Genomic DNA, 25,749 nt, shown 5'->3' on the forward strand with positions numbered 1-25,749 from the left:
GCAGAGAATGCTTTCCGCAGAGGCCATTGTTCCACTTCAAGACCATCTCACGACCCAATGGCACCTCGCACCGGAAGCCGATGCGCCAACTTCCGATGTTTTTCTTTTGCTCGTCTCACGCCAGCACCGTGCCAACTTTGCTCTCTGGCATACGGAAGATGAAGCCCGCGCTCCGCACGCTTCGGACGCAGTCATCGCGGCCGTAAAACGCCGCATCGATAAGACCAACCAGCTCCGCAACGACCTGGTTGAAGAACTCGACCGCTTTCTGCTCAGCTATCTCAACCCGCTGGGTCTTCCCTCGCCTGCAGCTCCGCTCAACTCTGAAACGCCCGGCCTGATTATCGATCGTCTTTCGATTCTCTCGCTGAAGCTTTACCACACGCGCGAAGAAGCTCAGCGAAAAGACGCTCCCGCCGGCCACATCGAACGTAATCAGCAGCGCCTTGCCATCCTCACCGAACAACGAACCGACCTCGCCAACTGCCTCGACGCGCTATGGCAACAAACGCACGCTGGAACCCGCCGTTTCAAGCTCTACCAACAACTCAAGATGTACAACGACCCCACGCTCAACCCGGCCATCTACAACAAGTCTTCCTGACAAATACAGCAACAAAAAACCACGCAACTGTATCCACAGCACGAATGGCGTGCAATGCGCGCAGTTGCCCGGATGACCAGTCCCTTGACGTAGAGAGGCGTTCTGCGTATAACAGGTGCCTGAGCAATGGAAATCTCCGGCAGCATTGCCAGAGGACAAATCTGGCAGCGTGATGTACTGCTTATTAAGGAATGATTTGCAACTCGGAATGATTGCATGAAGGAAACCGCAAGCTCCGCGGCTGCGAGCCGCAAGAAAACCTCCCCTGCCCCGGCCAAGTCGCCAGCAGCGAAATCAGCGGTAAAGTCTGCGGCCAAGCCCGCGGCTCCCGCCTACACCGGTCCTGCCTTCACGCAGTACCAGGCAGCTGTGCAACTGGTGCAGCAGGGCAAATACGATAAGGCGCTTGCAGCTCTTGAAAAGCTGCTGCCTACGGCTCCGCCCGAAATCACCGAGCGCATCCGCATGTATATCTCCACCTGCCAGCGGCAGCTTGAGGCAGCGCGGCTCAACTTCCAGACTCTCGAAGAGCGCTATAACTACGCAGTATGGCAGCTCAACGCCGGCTTCTATGAGGACGCGCGAGAGCACTTTGAAGGCGTCCTGCATGACAGTCCGCAGGCTGACTATGCCTACTACGGCCTTGCGCTGCTTGAGTGCATTACCAATCATCCGGAAGAAGCGCTGGAAAATCTGGCCAAAGCTATCCACATCAATCCGCGCAACCGCCTGCAAGCGCGCTCGGACAATGATTTTCAGCCCATGGCTGACGATCCACGCTTCACCGAGCTGCTATATCCTGAGCCGTAAAGAGAAAGTCAGCCAGGAACCTTTCGTGCCCCATCCTTCGGTGCTTTCGTCGAAGGATGGGAAACCACAGCCCCGGCTCTCTCTTCGCAGGAGTATTGCTTGCCATCAGCCTCGCCCATCCATGAATCCCAAGCAGTCACGCGCCCGCTGCGCATTGTAGCCATGGGCGGAGGCACCGGCCTCTCCACACTCCTTCGCGGCCTCTGGGGCCACGTTACCCCTGTCGGCGCATCCTCTCCCAGCGAAATCTCCGACCTCGCTGCCGTAGTCTCTGTCACCGATGACGGTGGCTCCTCTGGCCGCCTCCGCAAAGACTTCAACATGCTGCCGCCCGGTGACCTGCGCGACTGCATGGTTGCCCTTAGCGAAGAGCACGACCTGCTTGCGCAAATCTTCGACCACCGCTTCCGCTCCGGCGACTGCCTGGAAGGCCATACCCTCGGCAACCTCTTTGTTGCCGCACTCACCGAGTTCACAGGCGATTTCGGTCTCGCTATCCAGATGGCCTCCAAGGTGCTGGCAACACGTGGCCGCATCTACCCCGTTACCACCGCCAACGCCACGCTCATGGCGCGCATGGATGACGGCTCCATTGTTCGCGGCGAAACCAACATTACCGCCAGCAAGCATCGCATTGAGCAGTTAATGATTGACCCGCCCACGGCCACTGCTCTGCCCGAAACGCTTGATGCCATCGCTCATGCCGACATCATCACCGTTGGCCCCGGCTCGCTCTACACGTCGTTAATCACGAATCTGCTTGTGCAGGGCATTCCTACTGCGCTCGCTACTGCGCGGGGGCTTCGCGTCTACATCTGCAACCTCATGACGCAGGCCAACGAAAGCCTCAATCTCACCGCTTCGCAGCATATTGAGCGGATCTACGAGCACACACGCGCTTCCATCTTCGACTACGCCATCGTCAACACTGCGCAGTTTTCGCCCGATACCCTCGCCCGCTACGCTGTCGAAGACGCATCCCCCATCCAGGCGGATATTGAGCGTGTCGAATCGCTCGGCGTTAAAGTCATTGCCGGTAACTTTGCCATTGAAGAGACTGTGGTTCGCCACAATGCCGCTAGCGTTACCGGTGCGCTTCTTGCCTTAGGCCGTACCTCCGCGCTTCGCTAAGCTGAATTTTCTTCCCTATTGCGGTAACGTCAAACCCTACAACCCGCCCCCGGCCAAGTAAGCTGCATGAAAAAGCCTCCCACGCTGAGCGCGGGAGGCTTTTCTGCGACTTGCGACCTGTCATTTGTTCGCTGTTTCCAGTGTCCGCTTCAACTGGCCGCAAGCTGCGTAAATATCCCTGCCGCGCGGCCTGCGCAGGTATGCCGAAATTCCTTCTGCCGCCAACGTTTGCTTAAAGTGCTCTACCGCTCCGTCACGCGGCATCTGGTATGGCACGCCCGGCCCCGGATTCCACGCAATCAGGTTCACCTTGGCCGCCAGCCCTGTTCTGCGCACCAGGCGGGCCACTTCATGCGCATCCTGCTCGCGGTCCGTGACGCCGCCCAGCAGCACGTACTCAAATGTCACGCGTTCCTTGGTTCGCAGCTTTAACTCGCGTACCGCGTCCATCACTGCTTCGATTGGCCACTTGCGGTTAATCGGCATTATTTCGCTGCGCACCTCATCATTCGGAGCATTCAGGCTGATCGCCAGCTTCGGCCTCACCGCATCCGGTTCCGCCGCAAACCGCTCGATTCCCGGCACAATGCCTGAAGTGGAAACTGTCATTCTCTGCGGACTTAGCCCGACTTCCTCAACCAAAAGCTTTACTGCGCCCATGAAGCTTTCGTAGTTCAGAAACGGCTCGCCCATGCCCATAAAGACAAGGTTCACACGGTCACGCCCCACTTCCACGCCTTGCCGGTCTAGCACTGCGACTACCTGCCCGGCAATCTCTCCGGCGGTCAGGTTCCGCTGCAGGCCCAGTTTCGCCGTTAGGCAAAACTGGCAGTTGACCGCGCAGCCTACTTGGCTGGAAACGCAAATCGTAGCTCTGTCCCAGCCGCGCTTTGCTTCCGGGCCAACTTCGCAGGCGTCCGAGCCGTCGCCAGCTTCGCCGCCGTCGCCCTCCGGCATCCAGACAGTCTCTACCGTGTCGCCCTTGAGCGTTTCCACGAGATACCGCTCTGTTCCGTCTACTGAAGTAAAGACCTGCGCAATCCCTGGGCGCGCAACCTCAAACTCTGCGGAGAGTTTCTCCCGCAGGGCCTTGGAAAACGTCGTAATCCCGTCAAGCGAGCTAACCCGCTGCCGGTAAAGCGCTTCGGCCAGTTGCTTGCCGCGCCATGCCGGCTCGCCTAAATTCTCCATCACCACAGCCAGCCCAGCCGCATCTAACCCAAACAGCGGCTGCAGTCCGGCCCCTTCGCCGCCGATTTTTACAAGTTTCTCGCCCAAATTCTGACCGTCTTTCCCCTGTCTCTTGTCCTTGTTCCCTGGTCTCTGCTTTTCGGTTCCCGTTCCCGTAAAATATAAGTCTAACCACTGACGAACCTATGAGCATTGAACGCAATCTCCGCCGCACCATCCTCCCCAACGGCCTCATCGTTCTCACTGAGCGTATGGAACACCTTCGCTCCGTCTCCATGGGCGCCTGGATTAAATCCGGTTCCCGTGCCGAGGAGGCCGAAATCAACGGTATCTCTCACTTTGTTGAGCACATGGTCTTCAAAGGAACCCGCCACCGCTCCGCCCAGCACATTGCGCGGGAGATGGACTCCATTGGCGGCAACCTCGACGCCTTTACCGGCAAAGAGACCATCTGCTTCAACGTGAAGTCGCTCAATGAGCATGTGCCGATTGCGCTCGACGTTCTCAGCGACCTTGTTCTGAATCCGACTTTTGCTTCCGGGGACATTGAGCGCGAACGCGGCGTCATTCTTGAGGAAATCAAGATTGACGAGGACAATCCTGACATCCTTGTCCACGAGCTTTTCACGCAGAACTTCTGGAAGGACCATCCGCTCGGCAAGCCTATCCTTGGCACCACGGCTACGGTTTCGAGCTTTGACCAGCCGCGGCTTTTTGACTACCACACTGGCCGGTTCCACTCCGGGAACATGGTCTTCTCTGCTGCGGGCAACCTTGAGCACGACCAGTTTGTTGCGGCTGTCGCGGAGAAATTTGGTGCACTACCTTCCGGCAAGGCTCTCGCGGAAGAGCCTGCCCCGCTGACCGCCGCCAAGATTCTGCTTCGCAATAAGAAGTCGCTGGAGCAGGTCCAGATTTGCCTTGGCGTTCCTTCGCCATCGATTGCTGACGCTAACCGCTACGTTACGCTGATTCTCAATACTGTTCTGGGCGGCGGCATGAGTTCGCGGCTCTTCCAGACGATTCGCGAAGAGCGTGGCATGGCTTACTCGGTCTACTCGGACCTGACGCCTTACCGCGATACCGGCTGTCTTTGTGTCTATGCCGGAACGTCTGCCGGTAAGGCGCTGGAGTGCATCGACCTTATCCTTGCCGAGTTTGCCAAGCTGAAGCAGCAGCCGCTCAGCGACGAGGAACTGACACGAGCCAAGGACCAGCTCAAGGGCAACATCCTGATGGGGCTGGAAAGCTCCAGCTCGCGAATGGCTAACCTGGCCCGGCAGGAGATTTACTTCGGCCACTTCTTTAACAGCGACGAGATTATCGCCAACATCAATGCGGTGACCGCCGAACAGGTTCAGCAGACGGCTCAGCAGCTCTTCGACCCGGAGAAGATTGCCGTGACGCTGCTGGGACGGCTGGATGGAATCAAGCTGACGCGCTCGCGGCTGGTTTGTTGATGCGTCCTGAGAGGTGAACACAGTGGCCCCGGTTCCGGGGCCATTTGTTTTGTGTGGATTACGGGCGATTGCACAGGGACTGTGCAGTTTCTTTATTCCTGAACTGTGGAACTGTGCAGAAGGCTGGGACAAGGAGAGAGGGGCGAGGGGCAAATTGATTGTGCCTACCGATGGGTGCATGCTGTCCTCCTCTCCTTCGTTTGGGATGGCTGGTTTCAGGATTCTTATTGCTGGCGGTTACGTTCCTGGATGTAGGCGCGGGCCCAACTGTAGGTTTCGCGGTTATTGAATGGCTCAATGTTGACGCGGCCAACCGCGCTTTCGGCGAGCAGGTCGCGGTGGATGTCGATGGCCATGCCGGGGGATACACCCTGTATGGAGAGGCTGACGTTCCGGACGGTGCAGAGAAAATCGGCGACTACGGCGGAGAGGGATGTGTTGTACCGGGCGGCGTATACGCGTGCAGCGGTATACACCTCGTCCGGGACGCGGACCGTGAGGTTACGCATGAAAAAACTCCTTTTTCAGGGGTATATTTCTATTGTCCACAAAAAGGCATAATTGCACGCAAAACTGGCGAAGTTTTTTGGTCTTTAGAATGAGTGGGTTAGAAAATATTTTCGGGCTCAGGGCTTGACAAGGAGTTTTCCACAGAAAGGCAGGGACAAGGGGATAGGGACAAAGGGACAAGGGGTTTTAGATATACGGCGAAAACTGTAAAACGCTGAAAGCTTATAAAGAGCAAAGGCTATATAAAGGCACCCGCAGATCCTTCGGCTTCGCCTGCGCCACTTCGTGGGGCTGCGCCTCAAAACACACTGGAAACTACACACATTCCGGAGTACCATCGACTCATGCAGCGGCCTGCCATTATCAATACGCCTATCATCACTCCGGAAGAGGTGGCCAAGCGCCTCGGCCTGAGCAAGAAGCGGCAGAAGTATATCCAGGAGATCGTGCAAAACAGCATACAGCCGAAGCGCCCTGCCAACAACAGGACTGAGAAGAGCAAAGACACCCCATCCAAGCCTCGCCCAACGGCAGCGAATGAAGCCGCCTAAAGTTCAGGCGGGCACCGTCTTTCTCAACGTTCCCTACGACCGCCGTTTCAGCGACCTCTTCCTTGCCTATACCGCAGGCCTGGCGCATCTCAGCCTTCAACCCCGCGCAACCCTTGAAATCCCCGGCGGTGAACGGCGTCTCGACCGCATTCTCATGCTCATTCAGAGCTGCCGCTACTCCATTCACGACCTCTCCCGCGTTGAGCTGGAGCGCACCGCGCCGCCTACTCCGCGCTTCAACATGCCGTTTGAACTGGGCATGACCGTGACGTGGCAAAAGATGAATCGCCGCCGCCACACCTGGTTCGTATTTGAATCCCAGCCTCGCCGCATCGACAAATCGCTCAGCGATCTTAAGGGCACCGATGCCTACATCCACAACGGCACTGCGGAAGGCGTTATGCGCGAGCTGTGTAACGCCTTTATCCGTAGCAAGAGCAAGCCGGAGGTGCCGCAGATGCTGCACACTTACCAGCTATTGCGGCGCGACGTCCGCACCATGCTGCGCCGCGCCGGCACGGACGATCTCTTTCAGGCTCGCCTCTTTGAAGACATCTACTACGCTGCCAGCCTGATTGCTTCTCAGAACACTTAGCCTCTCCTGCAACTTCTCGTGGCCTGAACTACTCGCCGGGGTGGTAGGTGCGCTCGGTGTGTCCCTGCAGTTGGTCCGGGTAGAAGTAAATCTCCCGCAGGTTACCAGAGGCGTAGCGCTCAGCTTCGTCGTTGAAGTGCTTGGATTCCGGGTGGCCGCTTTCGCCGCCTGCGGTTACGCCCACTGCTCGTACTTTGGGGCCGAACTCAATCACGGCCACGAAGCTGTTTCCGCTGGTGCCGTACCACTTCTTTGTTCCGGGGTACTGCCTTGCTCCGAAGGACGCCAGCGAGCCCCACAGGGACGAGGTGAACGGGACGGGGATGCTGGGGCCGGCGTCGTTGAACGGCTGCACGATATCGCCGGTGAGGCGCTGGAAGCGGTTGATCTGGCCCCACGGCGTTTGCCAGTTGCCGAAGTCGGCAGTCAACTTATCGGAAGAGGCTTTCAGCGCGGATAGAAGCTCCGCGGCAGGTACTTTTTCTGCTACCCACTGCTCGCTGGGGATTTTGGCCTTGCGCGAGGGAGCGGCTACGGTTCGCATCAGCTCGGTGCCCCAGTAGACGGCCACGGAGGTTGCGACGGAGTCCGCGCTCCAGCGTTCATCCCACTTCCGGAGAACATCAATCTGCCCGGCCAGCTCGTTCTTCTGCGGAGCGCCGGCGGGGAGCGCGTCATAGGCGGCGAGCAGGGCCGGGATCGTGCGTCCGAACCACGGCAGGTAGGAATCGAAAGCGGCTTCGTGCAGAAGGCTTTCCAGCGAAAAGTTTTTGCGCGGCGTGCCGTTGGGCGCGAGAACGCGCATGGCGTGAAGGCCGCGCGCGGACTCGATTCCCTGCTCTACGTAGGCCGGGTAATCGGCCTCTCGCAGCGAGCTTGCTCCTGAACCATTCCACGGCGAGTCGTTCACGTTGAAGAGGTAGCCGCTGGCGGGATTGAAGAGGTGCGGGATTTGCTCCAGCGTCATGAGGCCCTTCCAGTTGGTGGCCAGGTCGCTGCCGTCTACGGGCTTGGTGTAGTCGAAGCGCGTGTCGCGGACGGGAATGAAGTTGCCGTGCCAGTAGGCGATGTCGCCGTCGGAGTCTACGAAGATGGTGTTGTTGGACGAGTTGGCCTTGAGCTCCATCGTTTTTTTGTATTCGGCATAATTGGTGGCCTTGGTGCGCAGGTAGCTTTGCTGCAGGGCGGGCACGGGGATGTTCATCAACTGGATGGTTACGTAGCTTTCGCCGTCTTTGCGGATGACGGGGCCGTGCAGGGTGTAGAGCGCTGTGAAGGTGCGCGTTGCGTCGCCTGCGGGCGTTTTGTAGTGCAGCGTAATTGTCTTGCTGGTGAAGTCGCGTTTTTCGCTGCCGTAGACGTACTGCAAGTGGTTGCCGTCGTGGGACAGCCTTTCGCGGTACTCGTCGATGGCGTCTACGTTGCTGGAGGTGTGCATCCAGCCGGCGCGGGTGTTGAATCCCTGATAGATGAAGAACTGACCCCAGGTTACGGCGCCATAGGCGTTCAGGCCCTCGTCGCTGGTCATCTGCAGCTCGCTGCGGAAGAAGAATGACGTATGCGGGTTGATGAGCAACAGGGCGTGATGGTTTGCGGTGTTGCCGGGAGAGATGGCGAATCCATTGGAGCCGGACGGCTCGGGCTCAAACCACTGCTCGGCGAGGTGCGGCTGCTCGGGCTTTGGCTGCTGGGGCTCTACGTGCGATGTGCTTTGTGGGGCGTCGTAGAAGGCTTGGAGCTCCTTCAGGTTGACGCGCTCGATATCGCCACCGATGCTGCCTTCGGTGAACGAGAGCGCCATCCACGGCTCGAAGTGCGTAATGACCTTGGGCTTTGTTTCGGGATGCTGCGCGAGGTAGTAGTTGATGCCGTCTGCCCAGGCATTCATGAGCTTTTTGAGCCACTCCGGGCTGGTGGCGTACTGCTGTTGCAGGCTGGCGGGGTCGATGAAGAGGCGCTGGCGGAGGTCCTGCCAGATGGCGCTTTCACCCTCGGCTTGCGCGGTCATTCCCAGCGAGGTGAGGTAGTTGGTTTCTACGCGGTTGAAGTCGTCTTCACATTGCGTGTAGATCATTCCGAAGACTGCGTCGGCGTCGCTCTTGCCGTGTACGTGGGCGATGCCCCAGTCGTCGCGCACAATGGTTACGTGGGCGGCTTCGGCCTTCCATCGAGCGGCTTCGGCGGCTGTTGGCGGCTGTGCTGCGGCCATGCCAACGCAAAGAAAACATACACCCGCAAGAAACAATCCTCTGCGCAATCGTCTCCTCATTTCTCTGTTGGGAAACTGCAAATTGATGACAATTGATTCCTTGATATCACAATGGGGCGGCTTCATACCTTGAATCGGGCACAAGAAAAGCCCGGCCTGAGCCGGGCTTTTGTTTTCTGCTCGCTACGTTTTAGTAGAGGCGGAAGTTGACCGCAATCGTGAGGTAGACCGGGACCGGGTGGCCTTCCTTCATGGCGGGCTTGAACTTGTACTTCATCACCGCTTCGAGCGCTTTTTCGTCGAGGCCCATGCCGAGCGGACGGACTACGCGGGGATTCTGTGGGTTGCCCTGCGCATCTACGATGAGCGAAACCATGACCTCGCCCTGGTACTTGGCGCGGCGGGCTTCGTCGGAGAACTCAGCTTCCGGCTGGAAGATGGGCACCGGGGCCGAAACGCCGCCGCCGATGCGGTTAACGCCGCCGCCGAAGTTGCCGCCCGTGCCGGGCCCAAGACCATTGCCCGTGCCCGAGCCAAGACCGCCGCCGCGGCCTGTTCCCATGCCGCCGCCTGAGCCCTGACCGGCTGACGCCAGCGTTACGTTCGACGAGTTGGTCACGCCGATGTTGGGCATGTTCGGGTTATCCGGCAGCTTGATGTCCTTCTGCACGTTGATTGCGGCGTCGAGAGCCAACTTGGGCTTCTCCACCTGAACCACCTGCGGAGGAAGCTGCGGATTCTTCTCAATCTTGGGGAGCTTGCCCTTGATGGGGTCCACGATGTCGTGGTTGCCTCCGCCGCCTCCGCCGCCTGCCGTAACCGCCCTCTTGGGAGCCTGAATCTTGAACGGGGTGAGGTCCACAGGGGTCACGTCCACCTTGGGCGGCTCGATGACCTGGATTGCTTTTTTCGCGCCAAACCACAGCAGCAGGGCCACGATGCTGGCGTTAATCACAGCAGCGGAGCCTACCGACCACGGATTCCGCTTCTCGGCCATCGGGTCCACGACCGCGATTGGCTTGGAGGTCAGCTCCAGCGGTGGAAGCTTCTTGGGAAAGAAAACATCGCGGATGTTCTCGTAGAGATCCGTCCAGATAGGCTTCTCATCAAAAGCCTTACCGAGAAGCGCATCGAGTTCATGCCCTGTCTCAGAACTGGAGGACTGGAGTTCCGCAATCGGTTCAATAACCGGGGATGAGGTGACTGGTTCCGTCATAATTTCGCCGCCATCTTCACCGATGGCTCTCGTGCCCCTTTGCTTCAGCGGAGCAGCAGCCAAACTTCGCTGCCCTACTAAACCATTATGCTTGACTGCGGCCTCTCCTGTCTCTCCCGAGGCGGAAGAAACCTCCAGAACTTCATAGATCGAGCCACTCGAGTCTTCCATACACAATAGACGAACGGCGTTCGCGCTTGTTACGCAAAAATTACTCACCAGTCCATTTACACTAGAAAAGGAACCATATTGTTGAACAGAAACGTGGTAACTCAGCGGAAATTGTGCAAGCGGGGGCTAAAGCCCCGTCATTTCAATGGCCATTTTTCGGCACGACTGAAGTCGTGCCCTGTTACAAAGCCAATTCGAGCTGAACAACTACGGAATACGGAGCGAGAATGTCCGCTGCACCTGAGCTGAAGACGACCCTTCAGTTGCCGCAAACTGCCTTCCCTATGAAGGCGAATCTTCCGCAAAATGAGCCGCTTCGCCTGAAGAAGTGGGCCGAGATGCGCCTCTGGGATCTCCTGCGTAAATCGGGCGAAGGACGCCCGACCTACATCCTGCATGACGGCCCGCCGTACGCCAATGGCCCCATTCACCTGGGGCATGCGCTGAACAAGGGATTGAAGGATTTTGTCGTCAAATCGAAGACCATGGCGGGATATGACTCGCCCTACGTGCCGGGCTATGACTGCCACGGGCTGCCAATTGAAATCAAGGTAGACGAGCAGCTTGGCCGCAAGAAGCTGGAAATGCCCGCGCCGGCGGTGCTGGAAGCATGCCGCGCTTATGCGCAGAAGTATGTGGATTTGCAGACCAGCCAGTTCGAGCGCATCGGGGTCTTTGGGCGCTGGGATAAGCCTTACAAAACCATGGCCCGCGAGTATGAGGCGAAGACGCTGGAGGCGCTGTACGGGTTTCTGGAGAAGGGCTTTGTCTATCGCGGATTGAAGCCGGTTTACTGGTGCATCCACGACCGGACGGCGCTGGCTGATGCCGAAATTGAGTACGAGCAGCACACCAGCCCTTCGGTTTATGTGCGCTACAAGCTGACTTCCGACGCTGCGAATCTGGATGCGGCTCTTGCGGGCAAAGAGGTTTACACCATCATCTGGACAACGACGCCGTGGACGCTTCCCGCGTCTCTGGCTGTGGCGTTTCATCCGGATTTTGATTATGTGGCTCTGGAAACTGCTGGCGGCGCAACGTACATTGTTGCGGCGGAGCTGGCGGCTTCAGTCATCGCTGCCTGTAATCTGGGCGAGACGAAGGAAGTTGCGCGCTTCAAAGGTCGCGTGATGGAGCGGGCGCTGTTTGCGCATCCGTTCCTGAATCGCAGCATTCTTGGCGTGCTTGCGCAGTACGTTACCGCCGATGCGGGTACGGGCGCGGTGCATACCGCTCCCTCGCATGGCGCGGATGACTTTTACACCGGTCAGCGCTACGACCTCGACCTGACCTGCCGCGTGGATGACGCAGGATTTATTCATGCCGATGCGGCGACGTGGCCCGGCGATACTCCCGCGCCCTATGACAACCAGAAGGTGTGGAAGGCCAACCCGCTCATCATCGAGCTGCTGAAGGAAAAAGGCGCACTGCTTGGGCAGGCGAATATCGAGCACTCGTATCCGCACTGCTGGCGCTGCCACAACCCGGTTATCTTCCGCGCTACAGAGCAGTGGTTTATCTCGCTTGAAACGTCGATGAAGCAGGCGGACGGTAGCGAAATCTCGTACCGCCAACTTGCGCTCGACGAGATCAAGCGCATGGGAACCAAGGGCGGATGGGACCCGAGCTGGGGTGAGGAACGCATCTCCAATATGATTGCCAACCGGCCGGACTGGTGCATCAGCCGTCAGCGCATCTGGGGTGTGCCCATCGCTGTGCTCATGTGTACGGGATGCCAGCAGCCGCTTATTGACGCGGAGCTGAATCGCCGCGTTGTGGAGTTGTTTGAGAAGGAAGGCGCGGAGGCATGGCACACGACGGACGTTGCGGCGCTGAAGCCCGCTGGCGCCAAGTGCGCCAACTGCGGCAAGGACGAGTTCCGCAAAGAGACCGACATCCTGGATGTGTGGTTTGACTCTGGCACGAGCTGGCTTGCGGTTGCGGAATCGGATGCTGACCTCAAGGCTGCTTATACTGCTTTCCAGAATGGCGAGACGCGCAACGGCGAGCCTGTTGAAGTGTTGTACCTCGAAGGCGGCGACCAGCATCGCGGATGGTTCCACTCTTCCCTGCTGACTTCGGTTGCGCTGCGCGGGCGTGCACCTTACTCGCATGTTGCGACGGCGGGTTGGACGCTGGATGAGCAAGGCCGCGCGATGTCGAAGTCGCTTGGCAATGGCGTAGACCCGGTGGATATTGCCAACCGCATGGGCGGCGAGATTGTTCGCCTGTGGGTTGCGTCGGTTGATTTCCGCGAGGACATGGCTGCGAGTGAAAACCTGATGGCTCGCTGCGCGGAGATTTATCGCAAGCTGCGCAATACGTTTCGTTTTTTGCTCGGCAACCTGAACGGCTTTACGCCTGCTACGGATGCCGTGCCGGAAGCTGAACTGCTGCCGCTGGACCGCTACATGCTGGCGAAGACTCGCGACCTTACCGAGAAGATTCTTGGCTGGTACAAGGCGTTTGAGTTTCATCGCGTGTATCACGCGGTGAATGAGTTTGCGATTGTGGACCTGAGCTCGTTTTATCTCGACGTGCTGAAGGACCGCATGTACACCTTTGCGCCGACAAGCAAAGAACGCCGCTCCGCGCAGACGGTGCTTTGGAAGATTGCTGAAGCACTGGTGCGGTTGACTGCGCCGATTCTCAGCTTTACTACCGATGAGGTGTGGGAGTATCTGCCTAAGGTTGAAGGCCGCGAAGAGAGCGTGCATCTTGCGCGCTTCCCCAAGCCGGAAGAAGTGTTTTCGGAAAGCCCTGCTGCGTTGCTCGACGAGTGGAAGAAGGTTTTCGAGATTCGCGATGCCGCGCTGCGCGTGCTTGAAGAAGAACGCCAGGCCAAGCGTATCGGTAAAGGCCTTGAAGCGGATGTTGAGATCGCCGCATCGGGCGAACAGCTTGCCCTGTTGCAGAAATACGCTGCCGGCCTCAAGGAGATTCTCAATGTCTCCCGCGTGACCGTGCTTGAAGGGACAGAGCTAAGCGTGAAGGCGCTTCCTGCCAGCGGCCACAAGTGCGCCCGTTGCTGGAACTACATGCCGCATGTCTCCAACTACGGCATCTGGGAGAACGTCTGCGACCGCTGCCAGTCGGCGTTGCGCGAGATGCAAATCGAAGAACCGAAGAATGCGGAGCCCGTCGCGTGAGTTTTCAAGCACCACGCCGCCTGCCCTGGCTGCTCCTTCTCTCCGTAATCATTTACGCCGCAGACCAGTTCACCAAAAAGCTGGTCTCGGCGCATGTTCCTTTTGGGCGTTCGATTCCTGTAATTGATGGCGTCTTTCACATCAGCCACTGGACCAATGAGGGCGCGGCTTTTTCGCTCTTCGCGGACTCTGGCAACGCTGGGCGCTGGGGGCTCATCGGCTTTACGGCGTTCGCATCGCTGGTTGTGCTGGCTGCGCTTCTCTGGCTGGGCAGCCGCATTACGCGTACTACTGTTGCGCTGGCGCTCATCTTAGGCGGCGCGCTCGGCAACCTGCATGACCGCATTGCTTACGGCGCGGTCATCGACTTCCTCGAAGTCCACATCATTCATTACCACTGGCCTGACTTCAACGTGGCCGACTCCGCCGTGGTTGTTGGCGCATGCCTGCTGCTGCTTGATTCCCTTTGGAGCAAGCCTTCCGCTCCGCAGGGATAAGTGCAACTGTCAATTTTGAGAGGAAAGCATACCTCAGGGCCTAAAGGCCCACTCTTTGGGCAAGGCAATTGGCAGGGCTAAAGCCCTGCCCCTCCCTACGAGCGGTACAGCTTACGCAAAGACCGCATCCACTTGGTCGATTACCGGCTTGAGGAAAGCGGCGCGGTCTGTTTCGGGCCTGAACAGTGCGGAGGTTCCACCGGCCTTGATTATCTTCTGATCCGTAATGCCGAGGAAACCAAGCACGGCCGCCAGATACGTGTCTGCGTGATTGTAAGCGCTGAAGGGCGAGCCATCGGAGAAATCTCCGCCAGAGGCTTGCAGAACCGTCGCCTTTTTGCCGGTTACAAGGCCAACGTAGCCATCCGGCCCCAGGTTGAACGTGCGGCCTACGCGGGAGACCTGGTCGATCCACAGCTTAAGCGAGGAGGGGATGGAGAAGTTGTGCATCGCCACTCCGATGACGATTTCGTCCGCACTAAACAGCTCGTCAATCAGGGTTTCAGACTGTGCAAGAGCGGCATTCTGCTCGGCGGTGCGGGCGTCCTGGGGAGTAAAGGCCGCGCCGATCCATGCGGCATTTACCGGCGCAGGTGGGTTCTGGGCCAGGTCACGCACGACGACCGTGCCCTGCGGATTGGCTTCCTTCCACTTTTTGACAAAATTGGCGGTCAGCTCACGGCTGACCGAGTAAGGGCTAGGGCTTGAGTCGATCTGCAAGAGTGTGGGCATGGTGCCTCCTTCGGGATAAATACGACAGATGTATCTTAGACGACTAACGTCGTATACAGGTTCATTTTTATTTTTGGTAGGCTCTTTCAAGGAGCCTTCATGCCTGTTTCCGATTGTGAGGTGCGGGACCCGCGCATCCGGCGCACGCGGCAGATGCTGCATGCGGCCTTGCGCGCACTGATGTTCCGCCACAGCTTCGACGAGATTTCCGTGCAGGATATTACGGATGAAGCCACAATCAGCCGGGCTACCTTCTACGACCACTACACGGACAAATACTCGCTGCTGGCGGCAATGGTGGCGGGCGAATTCCTTGGCCTGCTGCGGGACCGCAACGTACGTTACGAGGGCGCAGGGAGCGAGGGGGCGCTTATCCTTGCGGTCTTTGATTTTCTGCATGCAAGTCATTCCAATGGCGTGTGCGAAGGTCATAGCGCGTTTGAGCCGCTGATTGATGTCGCTATCGTGGAGGCTATTCAGAAGGTGTTGCGCAATGGCCCGCCGATGCGCGATGAGATTGCCCCGGCTGCGGCTGGCTGGTTGATTTACGGAGCGGCCAGGGAATGGCTCAAAAAGCCCGGCAACCCATCTGCCAAGGAGTTTGTGGCTGCGGTAGAGTCCATGGTGCAACCGATGTTGGGGACCGCTGAAAAGCCAGCACATGCGCGGTAGTCAATCTGCCTGACCGGATTCCTGCTCGGCTTCTCTGGAACCGGATGCGCTGGGCCTGCGTACGGAATTGTGTACCAATCGGCTGCCCTAAAATGATGGTTTGGGGGGTGAGTTCGCCCTTTCCCTCTTACAGGCCTGGTTCTTGTTCAAGACCACGCACCCAACGCAACACAAACATTTGAGGTTCGCAATGAATTACCGTCGCACCACTCTCCCGTTCCGCGCCGTAGTTGCCGCCGCGTCTCTTCTTGCCGTGCTTTCGCCCGCAGCCCGCGCCGAGCGCCTGCCCAAAACCGTTATTCCCGAGCACTACGCGCTGACGCTTGCGCCGGACCTGAAGACGGCGACCTTTACCGGCGTGGAGACTATCGATGTTGAGTTGAAAGAGCCCTCGAAGACCATCACGCTCAACTCCGCCGAGATCAAGTTTGAGTCCGTTACGGTAAAGGCTGCTGGTAAAGACCTGACCGCCACCGTTGCCACGGACGAAGAGAAGGAACAGGCTACCTTCACCTTCCCCGAGACGCTGCCCGCGGGCAAGGCCTCGTTGACGATTCACTACACCGGCATCCTGAACGACAAGCTGCGCGGCTTCTATCTCTCGAAGGAACCCAAGCGCAATTACGCCGTTACGCAGTTTGAATCGACGGATGCGCGCCGCGCCTTCCCGAGCTTTGACGAGCCTGCTTTCAAGGCTACGTTTGATGTTTCGCTCATCATCGACAAGGATGATACGGCTATCTCGAATGGCGCGATTGTGAGCGATACGCCGGGGCCCGCTGCGGACAAGCACACGCTGAAGTTCGACCGCACGGTGAAGATGTCCACGTATCTGCTGGCCTTCCTTGTTGGCGACTTTGAGTGCTCCAAGGGCGCGTCGGATGGCGTGGATATCCGCGTTTGCGCTACCCCAGGCAAGCTGCCGCTGACTACTTACGGCGTTAGCGTTGCTGAGTGGGTATTGCACTACTACGACAACTACTTCGGCATTCACTTCCCGCTCAAGAAGCTTGACCTCATTGCGATTCCTGACTTTGAAGCCGGCGCGATGGAGAACTTTGGCGCGATTACTTATCGCGAAACCGACCTGCTGCTCGACCCGAAGACCGCCAGCGTTGGCGCGAAAAAGAATGTGGCTGAAGTTATTGCGCACGAAATGGCGCACCAGTGGTTCGGTGATCTGGTGACGATGCAGTGGTGGGACAACACATGGCTCAATGAAGGCTTTGCAACGTGGATGGAAGCCAAGGCCATTGCGGTCATGCACCCTGAGTGGGATATCGACCAGGAAGAGGTTGGCACTTCGGAAGGCTCGCTGAATCTGGATGCGCAGCCGACGACACGCGCCATCCGTGCCAAGGCCGACACCCGCGAAGAGATTGAGCAGATGTTTGACGGCATCAGCTATGGCAAGGCCGGCTCGGTGCTGCTGATGATTGAGAACTACCTTGGCGAAGAAACATTCCGCAAGGGCGTGCACAACTACCTCAGCGCGCATGAGTACGGCAATGCCACGGCGGAAGACTTCTGGGGCGCGCAGACGCAGGCCAGCGGCAAGCCCGTGGACAAGATCATGGAGAACTTTGTTGCGCAGCCCGGCGAACCGATTCTCACCTTTGGCCCGAATGCCGGAGGCAAGGTTTCCGTCGCGCAGCAACGCTTCTTCCTTAGCCCTTCCATTACGCCGGACCCGGCGCAGAAGTGGACTGTTCCTGTCTGCTTCAAGACTGCGGGCGGCACTCACGATTGCGAAATTCTGACGCCTGAGATTGCAAGCCTCAAGACGCCTTCCTTCACGCCATTCTTTGCGAACGCGGGCGGCACGGGCTACTATCGCGTGACCTATGCGCCAGCGGATTATGCCGCGATTGTTGCGAACATTGAAACGGCTCTCAAGCCTGCTGAGCGCATCAGCCTCATCGGCGGCGAGTGGGCGCAGGTTCGCGCCAACAAGGCAACCGTTGGTGACTACCTGAACCTTGTTGCCGCGGTGAAGTCTGACGAGAAGGCTTCCGTTGTGGGCACAGCGCTCAGCGGCGTTGGCACCATTCGCACGCAGATTGCAGCGACGCAGGAAGAGAAAGATGCGCTTGCCGCGTGGGTTCGCACCAACTTTGCTCCGCAGTATGCGAAGTTGCCTGCGCCTGCACCAAACGATACGCCTGCAACCATCGAGCTTCGCTCTACGCTCTTCAGCGTGCTGGCTGGCGCGAAAGACCCGGCGGCACTGAAGCAGGCACGCGAGATTGCTGACAAGTTCCTCGCGGACCCAACTTCAGTTGACCCGACGCTTGGGCAGACCTCGCTGGCCATTGCCGCACATAACGGCGATGAAGCTCTCTACAACAAGCTGCGTGATACGTACGAGAGCTCGCCTAACCCGGCGGTGAAAGAGATGGCCCTGCAGTTGAGCGCGCTTTTTGAAGACCCCGCGCTCGCACGCCGCTCGCTTGACTATGCTCTTACACCCAAGGTGCGCAGCCAGGACGCGGCGATTCAGTTTGCCATCGTCATGAGCAACGAGAAGAACCGCCCCATGGCATGGCAGTACATCAAGGACCACTGGGACGCGATTCACTCACTGTTGACGCCGGAGATGGGACAGATTCTTGTCAGCTCCACCGGCAGCTTCTGCTCTGCCGCTGACCGCGACGATGTGCAGCAGTTCTTCTCAACACACAAGGTTGCTTCCGCCGACCAGGGCGTGAAGCATTCCATTGAGCGCATCAATGGCTGCATCGAGTTGCGCAGTCTGCAGGAAGGCAATCTAAAGCAGTGGATTGCGACGCAGAAATAGTTGTCAGTAATCAGTGGTCAGTTATCAGTAAAAGCAGGCCGCGCAATACGCGGCCTGCTCTTTTCTGCACCCCGTACCCTGCACCCTGTTCCCCACCTTTGTGCTACCGTGAATGCGTTATGCTTCGCAACGCCATTCTTTCCGCTGCCGTTCTGCTCTGCGCCGCGCACGCGCAGGCAGCCCAGTCACCCCAACCAAAGGAAACCCGCATGAGCCACCACGCAGAAGGCCCCTTCGACGTCAAGATGAGTCCCATGCAAGCCGACGAAATCACAACCGGAACCGCCATCCGGCGCTACTCGATTGATAAGCAGTACCACGGCGCTCTCGAAGCCATGGCAAAGGGAGAAATGCTAGCCGTGGGCAATCCTGCATCCGGCTCCGCGGGCTACACCGCCGTGGAAGAAATTACCGGCACGCTTGATGGCCACAAAGGAACATTCGCTCTGCAGCACTCGGCCACCATGCACGCAGGCAAATACGAGATGCGCGTGGAAGTCATCCCCGGTTCCGGCACAGGAGAACTCGCAGAGATTTCCGGCACGCTTACCATTGCCATCGCCGCAGACGGCAAGCACAGCTATGCGCTCGACTACACACTTCCCGCAAAATAAGCGCCAAAACGAAAGCAGGCCGCGCCATGCGCGGCCTGCTTTTTTTGACCACTGACTGCTACAGTTACAGCTTCTTCGCCGTAACCGTCGAGTTCCAGCTTCCATCCGGAATTCCGAAATCGAAGTTAATCGCTTCCGCGCCAACCTTACCCTTGTACTGCACCACGTAGTTCTCGCCTTCGTACTCTGTGTTGACCCAGAAGGTAACGGTGCCACTATCAATTTTGCCGTCGTGAATCTCGTTCGACTTGCCATCCGCATTGATAACCGCGCCGGTAACCGTGGCGCCATTGCTCTTCAGGTTGAACGTGACAGGCGTATCCGCGCCAAACAAGTCAAACGAACCCTTCCACGTTCCCGTCACGTCAGCCAGTTCCGTGGCCTCGCGCTTTACGCTCAGCGCTGTGCCCCAGCTTCCGTCATCGGTGCCGAAGTTAAAGTCGATCTTCTCCTCGCTCGTCTTGCCCTTGAAGATGAGCTTATAGGTCGTGCCATCATAATCGGTGTTTACCCAGAAGCTGAGCAGGATGCCGTCCAGCTTGCCATCGTGAATCGTTGCCGGCGAGGTGGGCAACCCCTCCACCGTTCCAGTTACCGTCGCTCCGCTCACACTCAAATGCAGCGTGGTGTTGATGGTCTGGTCGTTAAAGTCAAAGGCACCTTTCCAAACGCCGGAAAGGTCCGCGGCATGGGCCTTGGGCAACAGGCAGGCGAGCAAGGCAAGTGGCAGAAAGCGCAACAGGGACTTCATATGTGACCTCCGTAAAAGCCGAGTGTAGCAACCCCTCCCAATCCTTGCCACCACCTTTTGTTTAAGAATTCTGAAGGCATTTCGGCGGCAGGCGGAATTCGATACCATACCACTATGCCTCAATTCCCTGCCGGACAGACGCTCCTTTTCGATGCCGACGACACGCTCTGGGAAAACAATGTCTACTTTGAGCGCGCCATTGCTGGGTTTATCGCCTGGCTTGACCACAAATCGCACACGCCCGCTGAAGTCCGCCAGCACCTCAACGCCGTGGAGCATGAGACCATCAGCGCCCACGGCTACGGCCTCAAAAGCTTCCGCCGCTCGCTGGTTGCATGCTACGAACGGTTGGCCGCGACTACTGCTACCAGCGAACATGTGGACCACATCCACAACTTCGCCAACATCATTGAGAATCACGAGATTGAGCTGCTCCCCGGCGTGGCGGAAACCCTGGCCGACCTCGCTACGCGCCATCGCGTCATCCTGATGACCAAGGGCGACCAGCGCGAGCAGACCGGTAAGCTGGAGCGCTCTGGCCTCGCCGGGCATTTCTCCGCCATTGAGGTTGTCGCCGAAAAGGACCACGGCACCTATCGCTCTGTAATTGAGCGCCACAACCTTACGCCGCAGACAAGCTGGATGATTGGCAACAGTCCCAAGAGCGACATTAACCCCTCGCTCGCCGCGGGGCTGCATGCGGTGTTTCTCTTCCACAAGGACACATGGGTGCTGGAGCATGCGGAAGTCTCCAAACCAGCGCCCGGACAGCACCTCTTCGAGTTGGAGAGCTTTGCCAAATTAGGCTCGCTCTTCTAAGCCTCCTTGACCACAGGAGCTGAATTCTGCTCTACTCATAATCAACGTCATGCACCGCATCTTTGCCATCTCGCGCATTCTTCCCGCTATTCGAATTAGCGGCAACAGCGCATATGCGGGAAAATGAGCCTGACGAACAGAGATTAAGCAGCACCAGAAGCATTCCAGGCCACCACCCGCAAGCGCGGCTGGTGGCTTTTTCGTTTTCAACGCACGAGATGAGACACAGGGAGCGCAATGTATAGCCCGAAATTCAACCAGGTCGCGGACCGCAACGTATTGCTGGAAGCTATGCAGAGATATTCCTTCGCCATTCTCTTTGGTCCCGGAGGAACGGAGGCTGAGAATGCGTTGAATGCCACGCATCTGCCGCTCGTTGTAAAGGACGAAGGCGAACACGGCCTCATCGAAGGCCACTTTGCCCGCGCCAACAAGCACTGGGCCTCGCTGGCGAATCACGAAACGCTAGTCGTCTTCCCCGGTCCGCATACTTACGTTTCGCCCTCGCTCTATGTTGAAGAACTCTCCGTGCCCACGTGGAATTACATCGCCATTCACGCCTATGGCACGCTGGAGTTGATTGAAGACGAAGAAGGCAAGACCCGCCTTGTAGAAGAACTCATCCAGAAACACGATCCTGCCTATCTGAACCGCTGGCAGGCGATGCCCCACGGCTACCGCCGCACCATGCTGACAAGCATCATGGGCTTTCGCATCGCCATTACCCGCATCGAAGGCAAATTCAAAATCAGCCAGAACCGCTCCGCCGAAGAGCGCCGCAATGTGCAGCTTGCGCAAGCCGCAGGCAACGCGGACGAGCAGGAACTGGCCCGCTGGATGCAACGGCTCCTCGCATAACGCAGTAAACACGGAAAGCAGGAAAGACAGATGACCGCAAGCACGACTCGCAAAGTGGAAGTATTCGACACCAGCCTCCGCGACGGCCTACAACAGCCGAATCTCGAAATCTCCGTCCCCAGCGCGGTCAACCTGCTGGAACGCATGGGCACATTCGGCATTCACTACGCGGAGATTGGCTTTGCCGGCGCGAATCATTTTGTCACGCAGCTCTCTGACTCGCTGCGCAACGCCAATACCGGCGCGATGAAGCTTGCGCTCTTTGGCCGCACGCGCGGGCGTGGTGTGAAGGTGACTAGCTGGCCAGATCTTGAGTTCATCACTACGCGCAAGCACCACATTCCTGCCGCTGTCATCGTAGTCAAATCGCGCCTGCTGGACGTGGAGCGCTCGCTGGAAACTTCGCCGGAAGAAAACCTGCTAATGGCGCGGGAGACCATTGCGTATCTGCAGGACCAGGGGCTGGAAGTGCTTGTCGATTTGGAGCACGCCATGGATGCCGCCTGTGGGAGGCAGGAGTTTGGCACAGCCTCCACGCCCGGCTTTGCGCTGCAGACGCTTGACCACTTCCACGCGCTCGTCAACCAGTGCGTGGAGCAGCGTGTCAGCCGCATCGTTATCTGCGACACCAACGGCGGTTCCAGCCCGGAAGAGGTCTCCGAAGTTATCTCCGGGCTTGTCGCGCAATATCCCGCCGCCAGCTTCGGCTTCCACGGACACACGGATCGCGGTCTCGGCGTAGCCAATGCACGCGCTGCCGTCCTTGCCGGAGCGGTGCAGGTGCAAGGCACGCTCCTCGGCACCGGCGAGCGCTGCGGCAACGTGAACCTCACCACGGTCATCGGCAGCATGCAGCTTCGCGGAGAAGCGGAGTTCGTTCCTGCCGCCTCGCTCACCGGGCTCACCAGCCTTGCGCACAACGCTTATGACGCGTTCTCGCTCGACGTGCCGCATGGCGCACCCATCGTGGGTCACGGAGCCTTCGGAACATGGGCCGGAATGCACGGCTCCAGCGAGCGCAAGAATCCCGGCGCGTATCTCTGGTGCGACCCGGCACAGGTGGGCGCAACGCCCGCTATTGGAGTCAACGCGCACTCCGGCAAGGCCAATATTCTGCTGCTATCAGAGCAACTTGGCGTGCCGCTCAACTCCGCACAGGCCCAGCAGCTTCTCGACGCCAACACCGCAATGATTGACGGCGGCGGATTCACCGCGAGCGAGGTCTCCTTCAAGCTGGCCTGCATGAAGGCGCTCGGCACACTGCCCAACTTGTTCACCGTGCGTACCTGGCGAATCTTTGACGAGTCCGACGAGGCCGGGAACCGCTTTGTGCAGGCCTTTATGTCACTCGGCATTGGAGACACCATTGTCACCAGCCGCGCCGAAGGCGAAGGCCCCGTGGATGCCCTCACCCGCGCCATGCGCCTGGAGCTGGACAAGCACTTCCCTGAGTTGAAGCAGATGCGCCTAGGGCGATTCAGCATTACGGCCATCGACGTTTCCGCGCACGACTCCGCTGCCCGCGTACGTGTAACTACCAGCTTTGCCGCAGATGGCCCCGGCGGTCGCAAAGAAGACCCTTGGATGACCGCTGGCGTCAGCAGCGACATGAACCAGGCCGCGCTTAACGCCATCATCGACGGCTTCCACTACTGGCTGCTGAAATCCGGCGCAAAAGTCCCTGAAAGGCCCTCCGCCGAGGCGGCGCTAACTCGCTGACAGAATGGGCCACTAACAGGCAAAATTCGCGCCACAGGTAGCGCCCACCAAGGCCGCATCTCTGATATACTCAGAGAGTCACCTGCGGAGGTGGCGAAATTGGCAGACGCACTAGCTTGAGGTGCTAGCGGGTAACTCCATACGGGTTCAAGTCCCGTCCTCCGCACCACAAACATTTCAAAAAAGAAGGGTCAGCTTGTTACGCTGACCCTTCTTTTTTGTTCCGCGCCGGCTTCTCGGTAAATTGCAGAATAATCTCACGCAAATTATGGACGCACTTGGTGAGATGCCCAAGATGCTTCGATTGGATGAGCCACAGATCTTGTGCCGGCTCGAAGTCTTCGAGGTGGATAACTCGCAGATTCTTCCTGTGAGGCGACTTCAAGAATGTCCTTTCCGGAACGACGCAGACCCCCTGTATCGCAGCCGCCAACTCCATCTGCAGGTCCTTGCCGTCTACTTCCACTGCAACGCCAAAAGAAAGCCTCTGTTTTGCCAGTGCAAATTCAACAGAAGCACGCATGGCGCAACCTCTCTGCCCAACAATCCAGCTCTTTTCTGGCAGGTCTTGAAGCCTGGCCCTACGCGGGAGCGGCATAGAACGTGCGGCAACCAGAACGGAACTATGTCTCCCAAGGTATTCGCCCTCGATATCGGAATCCGGGCTGATACCATCTGGAAGCAGAACTACGGCGGCCTCAAGACTACCCGACCTGACACGCTCCATCAGAACATCCGACCACAAAGAGTACGCATGCAATTGGAGCAAGGGAAAATGCGTGCGTAGCGCCTTGATGGGCTCTACGATTGCATCCCCACCAAGGCTTCTCGCAACACCGAAGGAAAAATCGCCCGACGGCTCGCCGTCATGATTGAGCGAAGACCTTAGCCCTTCTACCGAACAGAGTACAGGCTTCGCGGCTGTATAGGTTGCCTTGCCCGCCGGAGTGAGTTGCATAGGACGCTTTTGCCGGTCCAACAACGATACTCCGAGCGCATCTTCCAGGTTCTGAAGTCGCTTGCTGATGGCGGACTGGGTCAGATGCAAATTCGACGCTGCGGCCACAATGGAACCCGTTTCCACCACAACAACGAAAGATTCAAGATCGGTAATATTCATTCCGTGCGCTCACTCACAAGAAACATTCGAATTATCAATCAATAGTGCTGGTCCAGATCGGAGCTTCCTCGCGTCTCTTGTCTTCAGCCTTGAGATTTCGTATCACCGTAACACCGTCTTCCCTGAGCAAGTACGTCGTCCAGTTTCCTGAATCGACCAATGACTGGAACACACCCTTGATCTCGATTGGGGTTGAGTTCCCCGATGAATCAAATACCCGGTAAACAGTAGCTTTTCGATAGAACGAGTCATCCGGTTGCAGTTCCGATGGTATGACATAGGAGTTAAGGTTAGCGTCTCCCAGGCTTCGCAGGGTTGGCTTTTTGGGGTATCGAAGATCGAGCAAGGCGAAGGAACCATCCGTGCGATATCGGATGAGTTCAAGTGAGGGGCCTGCATGTTGGACGAAGTCAAACGTCCCTTTGCCGTTCACCGGATAAATACCCCGAAAATGAATCTTCGCAGGGTCCGTTACGTCGAAGATCGCCAGTGCGCGTCCGTGCTCCTCTGCGACATAGAGATATAAGGAATCAGAGTTGGCCACATGCAAACTCATCGACTCGCCCGCAACCTTCATTTCCGCGGGCAGCTTGGTTGCCGGAACCACAAGCAGTTCATGAGAGGACGGCTGCGAAAAACTGGATTGAGGGAGAAAAAGCATCATCACTGACAAGCCTGAAGTCGCAAAAAAAGAACGAGAAATCAATCGGGTGAACATGGACAATCTCCTAGAGCAGCATTCTTCCCCCTGCGCAAGCGTTATTGCTCTGCGCAGGATGTCGTGCTATCTAGATGAGAATGTCTATCGAGAAGAAACTGAATAGATTAGGTGTTTAACATTCCACTTTGGAATAGTACATGGCAGGCAAATCCGGTCAAGCATAAAGACAACCACAATAGGCGAATGACCCAGCGAGTGGCCCAGGTCTCAGGGACGCCAATTCCACCACAAGCATTAGGTGCCCCATGTCCTTTTTTGGAAACGAGAAAATATATCCTTTGGCTGCCTCAACACTTGCCGGGTCATAGAGCCGACATCGTACCGAAAGCAGCAGCATGCAACGGCACAATTAACGTGCTCCAGATAAATCAAGTGTCTGCTAAGTGCTTTATTTATCAATCAACGCAGCTTGAGCAAATATGTTATATTGACTAAAGGTGTTAGCGGATAATTCCCTTCGCACCAAGATTTTGTTCGTCCTCGCGGCCCGTCTCCAATTACCCCAGCCGGTCCCCCAGGCGAATCCAGAGAAAGCAGTCGTACACGATGCAGATTCTTCTCTACTTTGTCATTGCGGTCCATGTGATCGTCAGCCTCTTCCTGATTGGCGTAGTTCTGCTTCAGCAGGGCCGCTCGGCAGACCTCGCAGGCGCCTTCGGTGGGCAGGGCTCGCAGACAGCCTTTGGCCCCCGCGCCGCGGCAAACATCTTCACCCGCCTCACCACCTGGGCAGCCATCATCTTCATGATTACCTCGCTCAGCCTGACGGTCCTCTACGTTCGCACCAACCATGGCCGCTCGGTTCTGGAAGGTACGCAGACCTCTACTCCGGTGAAGAAGTAGAAAACAGTT

The 25,749-nt window shown here is 57.9% G+C and carries 23 protein-coding genes and 1 tRNA gene; 16 read left to right on the plus strand and 8 right to left on the minus strand.

Annotated elements, in window-relative coordinates:
• Positions 1 to 7 precede the first annotated feature (7 nt).
• The 3 genes from AC5S3R_RS05855 to AC5S3R_RS05865 all read left to right on the plus strand — a co-directional run bounded on the left by AC5S3R_RS05855 (position 8) and on the right by AC5S3R_RS05865 (position 2,545).
• On the plus strand, positions 8 to 604 hold the full coding sequence (locus tag AC5S3R_RS05855) for a DUF4254 domain-containing protein (RefSeq protein ID WP_494266074.1): 597 nt from the start codon (positions 8 to 10) through the stop codon (positions 602 to 604).
• Between the two features lie 216 nt (positions 605 to 820).
• The gene (locus AC5S3R_RS05860; protein ID WP_494266075.1) at positions 821 to 1,414 is read left to right on the plus strand and encodes a tetratricopeptide repeat protein; all 594 of its coding nucleotides are present in this window, start codon (positions 821 to 823) and stop codon (positions 1,412 to 1,414) included.
• A 99-nt stretch (positions 1,415 to 1,513) separates the two neighbouring features.
• Positions 1,514 to 2,545 carry a gluconeogenesis factor YvcK family protein gene (locus AC5S3R_RS05865; RefSeq protein ID WP_494266076.1) on the plus strand — a complete coding sequence of 344 codons (1,032 nt, stop codon included), beginning with the start codon at positions 1,514 to 1,516 and terminating at the stop codon, positions 2,543 to 2,545.
• Between the two features lie 120 nt (positions 2,546 to 2,665).
• On the opposite strand, the gene rlmN is transcribed toward AC5S3R_RS05865, so the two are convergent.
• Positions 2,666 to 3,823, minus strand: coding sequence for a dual-specificity RNA methyltransferase RlmN (gene rlmN, locus AC5S3R_RS05870; protein WP_494266077.1), 1,158 nt, complete (start codon positions 3,821 to 3,823; stop codon positions 2,666 to 2,668).
• Between the two features lie 98 nt (positions 3,824 to 3,921).
• On the opposite strand from rlmN, the gene AC5S3R_RS05875 reads away from it, so the two are divergent.
• A complete protein-coding gene (locus tag AC5S3R_RS05875; RefSeq protein WP_494266078.1) occupies positions 3,922 to 5,196 on the plus strand; it encodes a M16 family metallopeptidase in 1,275 nt (424 codons plus the stop codon).
• A 224-nt stretch (positions 5,197 to 5,420) separates the two neighbouring features.
• On the opposite strand, the gene AC5S3R_RS05880 is transcribed toward AC5S3R_RS05875, so the two are convergent.
• A complete protein-coding gene (locus AC5S3R_RS05880; RefSeq protein WP_494266079.1) occupies positions 5,421 to 5,705 on the minus strand; it encodes a hypothetical protein in 285 nt (94 codons plus the stop codon).
• Between the two features lie 345 nt (positions 5,706 to 6,050).
• On the opposite strand from AC5S3R_RS05880, the gene AC5S3R_RS05885 reads away from it, so the two are divergent.
• Together AC5S3R_RS05885 and AC5S3R_RS05890 are read left to right on the plus strand one after the other, a co-directional pair.
• On the plus strand, positions 6,051 to 6,257 hold the full coding sequence (locus AC5S3R_RS05885) for a hypothetical protein (RefSeq protein ID WP_494266080.1): 207 nt from the start codon (positions 6,051 to 6,053) through the stop codon (positions 6,255 to 6,257).
• Positions 6,244 to 6,852 carry a hypothetical protein gene (locus tag AC5S3R_RS05890; RefSeq protein WP_494266081.1) on the plus strand — a complete coding sequence of 203 codons (609 nt, stop codon included), beginning with the start codon at positions 6,244 to 6,246 and terminating at the stop codon, positions 6,850 to 6,852. Before AC5S3R_RS05885 ends, AC5S3R_RS05890 begins: the two co-directional genes overlap by 14 nt.
• A 28-nt stretch (positions 6,853 to 6,880) precedes the next feature.
• Here AC5S3R_RS05890 and AC5S3R_RS05895 read toward each other — a convergent pair whose 3' ends face one another.
• Positions 6,881 to 9,109 (minus strand): penicillin acylase family protein, encoded by a 2,229-nt coding sequence (locus AC5S3R_RS05895; RefSeq protein ID WP_494266082.1) that lies wholly within the window; start codon positions 9,107 to 9,109, stop codon positions 6,881 to 6,883.
• Between the two features lie 142 nt (positions 9,110 to 9,251).
• Complete coding sequence (locus AC5S3R_RS05900; protein WP_494266083.1) at positions 9,252 to 10,277, minus strand: energy transducer TonB; 1,026 nt, start codon at positions 10,275 to 10,277, stop codon at positions 9,252 to 9,254.
• A 398-nt stretch (positions 10,278 to 10,675) separates the two neighbouring features.
• On the opposite strand from AC5S3R_RS05900, the gene ileS reads away from it, so the two are divergent.
• Entirely contained in the window at positions 10,676 to 13,597 is a 2,922-nt protein-coding gene (gene ileS, locus AC5S3R_RS05905) for an isoleucine--tRNA ligase (RefSeq protein ID WP_494266084.1), read from the plus strand.
• The gene (gene lspA, locus AC5S3R_RS05910) at positions 13,594 to 14,094 is read left to right on the plus strand and encodes a signal peptidase II (RefSeq protein ID WP_494266085.1); all 501 of its coding nucleotides are present in this window, start codon (positions 13,594 to 13,596) and stop codon (positions 14,092 to 14,094) included. The genes ileS and lspA overlap by 4 nt, the downstream gene beginning before the upstream one ends.
• Positions 14,095 to 14,205: 111 nt before the next feature.
• Here the strand turns inward: lspA and AC5S3R_RS05915 are convergent, their stop codons facing one another.
• On the minus strand, positions 14,206 to 14,826 hold the full coding sequence (locus AC5S3R_RS05915) for an FMN-dependent NADH-azoreductase (protein WP_494266086.1): 621 nt from the start codon (positions 14,824 to 14,826) through the stop codon (positions 14,206 to 14,208).
• Between the two features lie 99 nt (positions 14,827 to 14,925).
• Here AC5S3R_RS05915 and AC5S3R_RS05920 point away from each other — a divergent pair, with 99 nt between their 5' ends.
• From AC5S3R_RS05920 to AC5S3R_RS05930, 3 genes are all read left to right on the plus strand, one after another.
• On the plus strand, positions 14,926 to 15,498 hold the full coding sequence (locus AC5S3R_RS05920) for a TetR/AcrR family transcriptional regulator (protein WP_494266087.1): 573 nt from the start codon (positions 14,926 to 14,928) through the stop codon (positions 15,496 to 15,498).
• A 190-nt stretch (positions 15,499 to 15,688) separates the two neighbouring features.
• Positions 15,689 to 18,295, plus strand: a complete 2,607-nt coding sequence (locus AC5S3R_RS05925) for a M1 family metallopeptidase (protein ID WP_494266088.1) — start codon at positions 15,689 to 15,691, stop codon at positions 18,293 to 18,295.
• Between the two features lie 209 nt (positions 18,296 to 18,504).
• Entirely contained in the window at positions 18,505 to 18,909 is a 405-nt protein-coding gene (locus AC5S3R_RS05930; RefSeq protein WP_494266089.1) for a DUF3224 domain-containing protein, read from the plus strand.
• A 64-nt stretch (positions 18,910 to 18,973) separates the two neighbouring features.
• Here the strand turns inward: AC5S3R_RS05930 and AC5S3R_RS05935 are convergent, their stop codons facing one another.
• Complete coding sequence (locus AC5S3R_RS05935) at positions 18,974 to 19,660, minus strand: hypothetical protein (protein ID WP_494266090.1); 687 nt, start codon at positions 19,658 to 19,660, stop codon at positions 18,974 to 18,976.
• A 114-nt stretch (positions 19,661 to 19,774) separates the two neighbouring features.
• On the opposite strand from AC5S3R_RS05935, the gene AC5S3R_RS05940 reads away from it, so the two are divergent.
• The 4 genes from AC5S3R_RS05940 (at position 19,775) to AC5S3R_RS05955 (ending at position 23,225) form a co-directional block, all read left to right on the plus strand.
• A complete protein-coding gene (locus AC5S3R_RS05940; protein ID WP_494266091.1) occupies positions 19,775 to 20,479 on the plus strand; it encodes an HAD family hydrolase in 705 nt (234 codons plus the stop codon).
• A 237-nt stretch (positions 20,480 to 20,716) separates the two neighbouring features.
• On the plus strand, positions 20,717 to 21,337 hold the full coding sequence (locus AC5S3R_RS05945; protein ID WP_494266092.1) for an FMN-binding negative transcriptional regulator: 621 nt from the start codon (positions 20,717 to 20,719) through the stop codon (positions 21,335 to 21,337).
• 30 nt (positions 21,338 to 21,367) lie between these two features.
• Positions 21,368 to 23,056 carry a hydroxymethylglutaryl-CoA lyase-like TIM-barrel protein gene (locus AC5S3R_RS05950; protein ID WP_494266093.1) on the plus strand — a complete coding sequence of 563 codons (1,689 nt, stop codon included), beginning with the start codon at positions 21,368 to 21,370 and terminating at the stop codon, positions 23,054 to 23,056.
• Positions 23,057 to 23,140: 84 nt separating this feature from the next.
• Positions 23,141 to 23,225, plus strand: a tRNA-Leu gene (locus AC5S3R_RS05955).
• A 30-nt stretch (positions 23,226 to 23,255) separates the two neighbouring features.
• On the opposite strand, the gene AC5S3R_RS05960 is transcribed toward AC5S3R_RS05955, so the two are convergent.
• Together AC5S3R_RS05960 and AC5S3R_RS05965 are read right to left on the minus strand one after the other, a co-directional pair.
• The gene (locus AC5S3R_RS05960; protein WP_494266094.1) at positions 23,256 to 24,176 is read right to left on the minus strand and encodes a LysR family transcriptional regulator; all 921 of its coding nucleotides are present in this window, start codon (positions 24,174 to 24,176) and stop codon (positions 23,256 to 23,258) included.
• Between the two features lie 34 nt (positions 24,177 to 24,210).
• Entirely contained in the window at positions 24,211 to 24,894 is a 684-nt protein-coding gene (locus AC5S3R_RS05965; RefSeq protein ID WP_494266095.1) for a hypothetical protein, read from the minus strand.
• Positions 24,895 to 25,443: 549 nt separating this feature from the next.
• On the opposite strand from AC5S3R_RS05965, the gene secG reads away from it, so the two are divergent.
• Positions 25,444 to 25,740, plus strand: a complete 297-nt coding sequence (gene secG, locus AC5S3R_RS05970) for a preprotein translocase subunit SecG (RefSeq protein WP_494266096.1) — start codon at positions 25,444 to 25,446, stop codon at positions 25,738 to 25,740.
• Positions 25,741 to 25,749: the final 9 nt, after the last annotated feature.

The sequence above is a fragment of the Occallatibacter sp. FHG110214_02 genome, assembly GCF_059115385.1.

Coding starts and splice junctions, on each gene's coding strand:
- AC5S3R_RS05855 (WP_494266074.1), top strand. CDS start 8: ATGCTTTCCGCAGAGGCCATTGTTCCACTTCAAGACCATCTCACGACC.
- AC5S3R_RS05860 (WP_494266075.1), top strand. CDS start 821: ATGAAGGAAACCGCAAGCTCCGCGGCTGCGAGCCGCAAGAAAACCTCC.
- AC5S3R_RS05875 (WP_494266078.1), top strand. CDS start 3,922: ATGAGCATTGAACGCAATCTCCGCCGCACCATCCTCCCCAACGGCCTC.
- AC5S3R_RS05880 (WP_494266079.1), bottom strand. CDS start 5,705: ATGCGTAACCTCACGGTCCGCGTCCCGGACGAGGTGTATACCGCTGCA.
- AC5S3R_RS05885 (WP_494266080.1), top strand. CDS start 6,051: ATGCAGCGGCCTGCCATTATCAATACGCCTATCATCACTCCGGAAGAG.
- AC5S3R_RS05890 (WP_494266081.1), top strand. CDS start 6,244: ATGAAGCCGCCTAAAGTTCAGGCGGGCACCGTCTTTCTCAACGTTCCC.
- AC5S3R_RS05900 (WP_494266083.1), bottom strand. CDS start 10,277: ATGACGGAACCAGTCACCTCATCCCCGGTTATTGAACCGATTGCGGAA.
- ileS (WP_494266084.1), top strand. CDS start 10,676: ATGTCCGCTGCACCTGAGCTGAAGACGACCCTTCAGTTGCCGCAAACT.
- AC5S3R_RS05915 (WP_494266086.1), bottom strand. CDS start 14,826: ATGCCCACACTCTTGCAGATCGACTCAAGCCCTAGCCCTTACTCGGTC.
- AC5S3R_RS05920 (WP_494266087.1), top strand. CDS start 14,926: ATGCCTGTTTCCGATTGTGAGGTGCGGGACCCGCGCATCCGGCGCACG.
- AC5S3R_RS05925 (WP_494266088.1), top strand. CDS start 15,689: ATGAATTACCGTCGCACCACTCTCCCGTTCCGCGCCGTAGTTGCCGCC.
- AC5S3R_RS05930 (WP_494266089.1), top strand. CDS start 18,505: ATGAGCCACCACGCAGAAGGCCCCTTCGACGTCAAGATGAGTCCCATG.
- AC5S3R_RS05935 (WP_494266090.1), bottom strand. CDS start 19,660: ATGAAGTCCCTGTTGCGCTTTCTGCCACTTGCCTTGCTCGCCTGCCTG.
- AC5S3R_RS05940 (WP_494266091.1), top strand. CDS start 19,775: ATGCCTCAATTCCCTGCCGGACAGACGCTCCTTTTCGATGCCGACGAC.
- AC5S3R_RS05945 (WP_494266092.1), top strand. CDS start 20,717: ATGTATAGCCCGAAATTCAACCAGGTCGCGGACCGCAACGTATTGCTG.
- AC5S3R_RS05950 (WP_494266093.1), top strand. CDS start 21,368: ATGACCGCAAGCACGACTCGCAAAGTGGAAGTATTCGACACCAGCCTC.
- AC5S3R_RS05960 (WP_494266094.1), bottom strand. CDS start 24,176: ATGAATATTACCGATCTTGAATCTTTCGTTGTTGTGGTGGAAACGGGT.
- AC5S3R_RS05965 (WP_494266095.1), bottom strand. CDS start 24,894: ATGTTCACCCGATTGATTTCTCGTTCTTTTTTTGCGACTTCAGGCTTG.
- secG (WP_494266096.1), top strand. CDS start 25,444: ATGCAGATTCTTCTCTACTTTGTCATTGCGGTCCATGTGATCGTCAGC.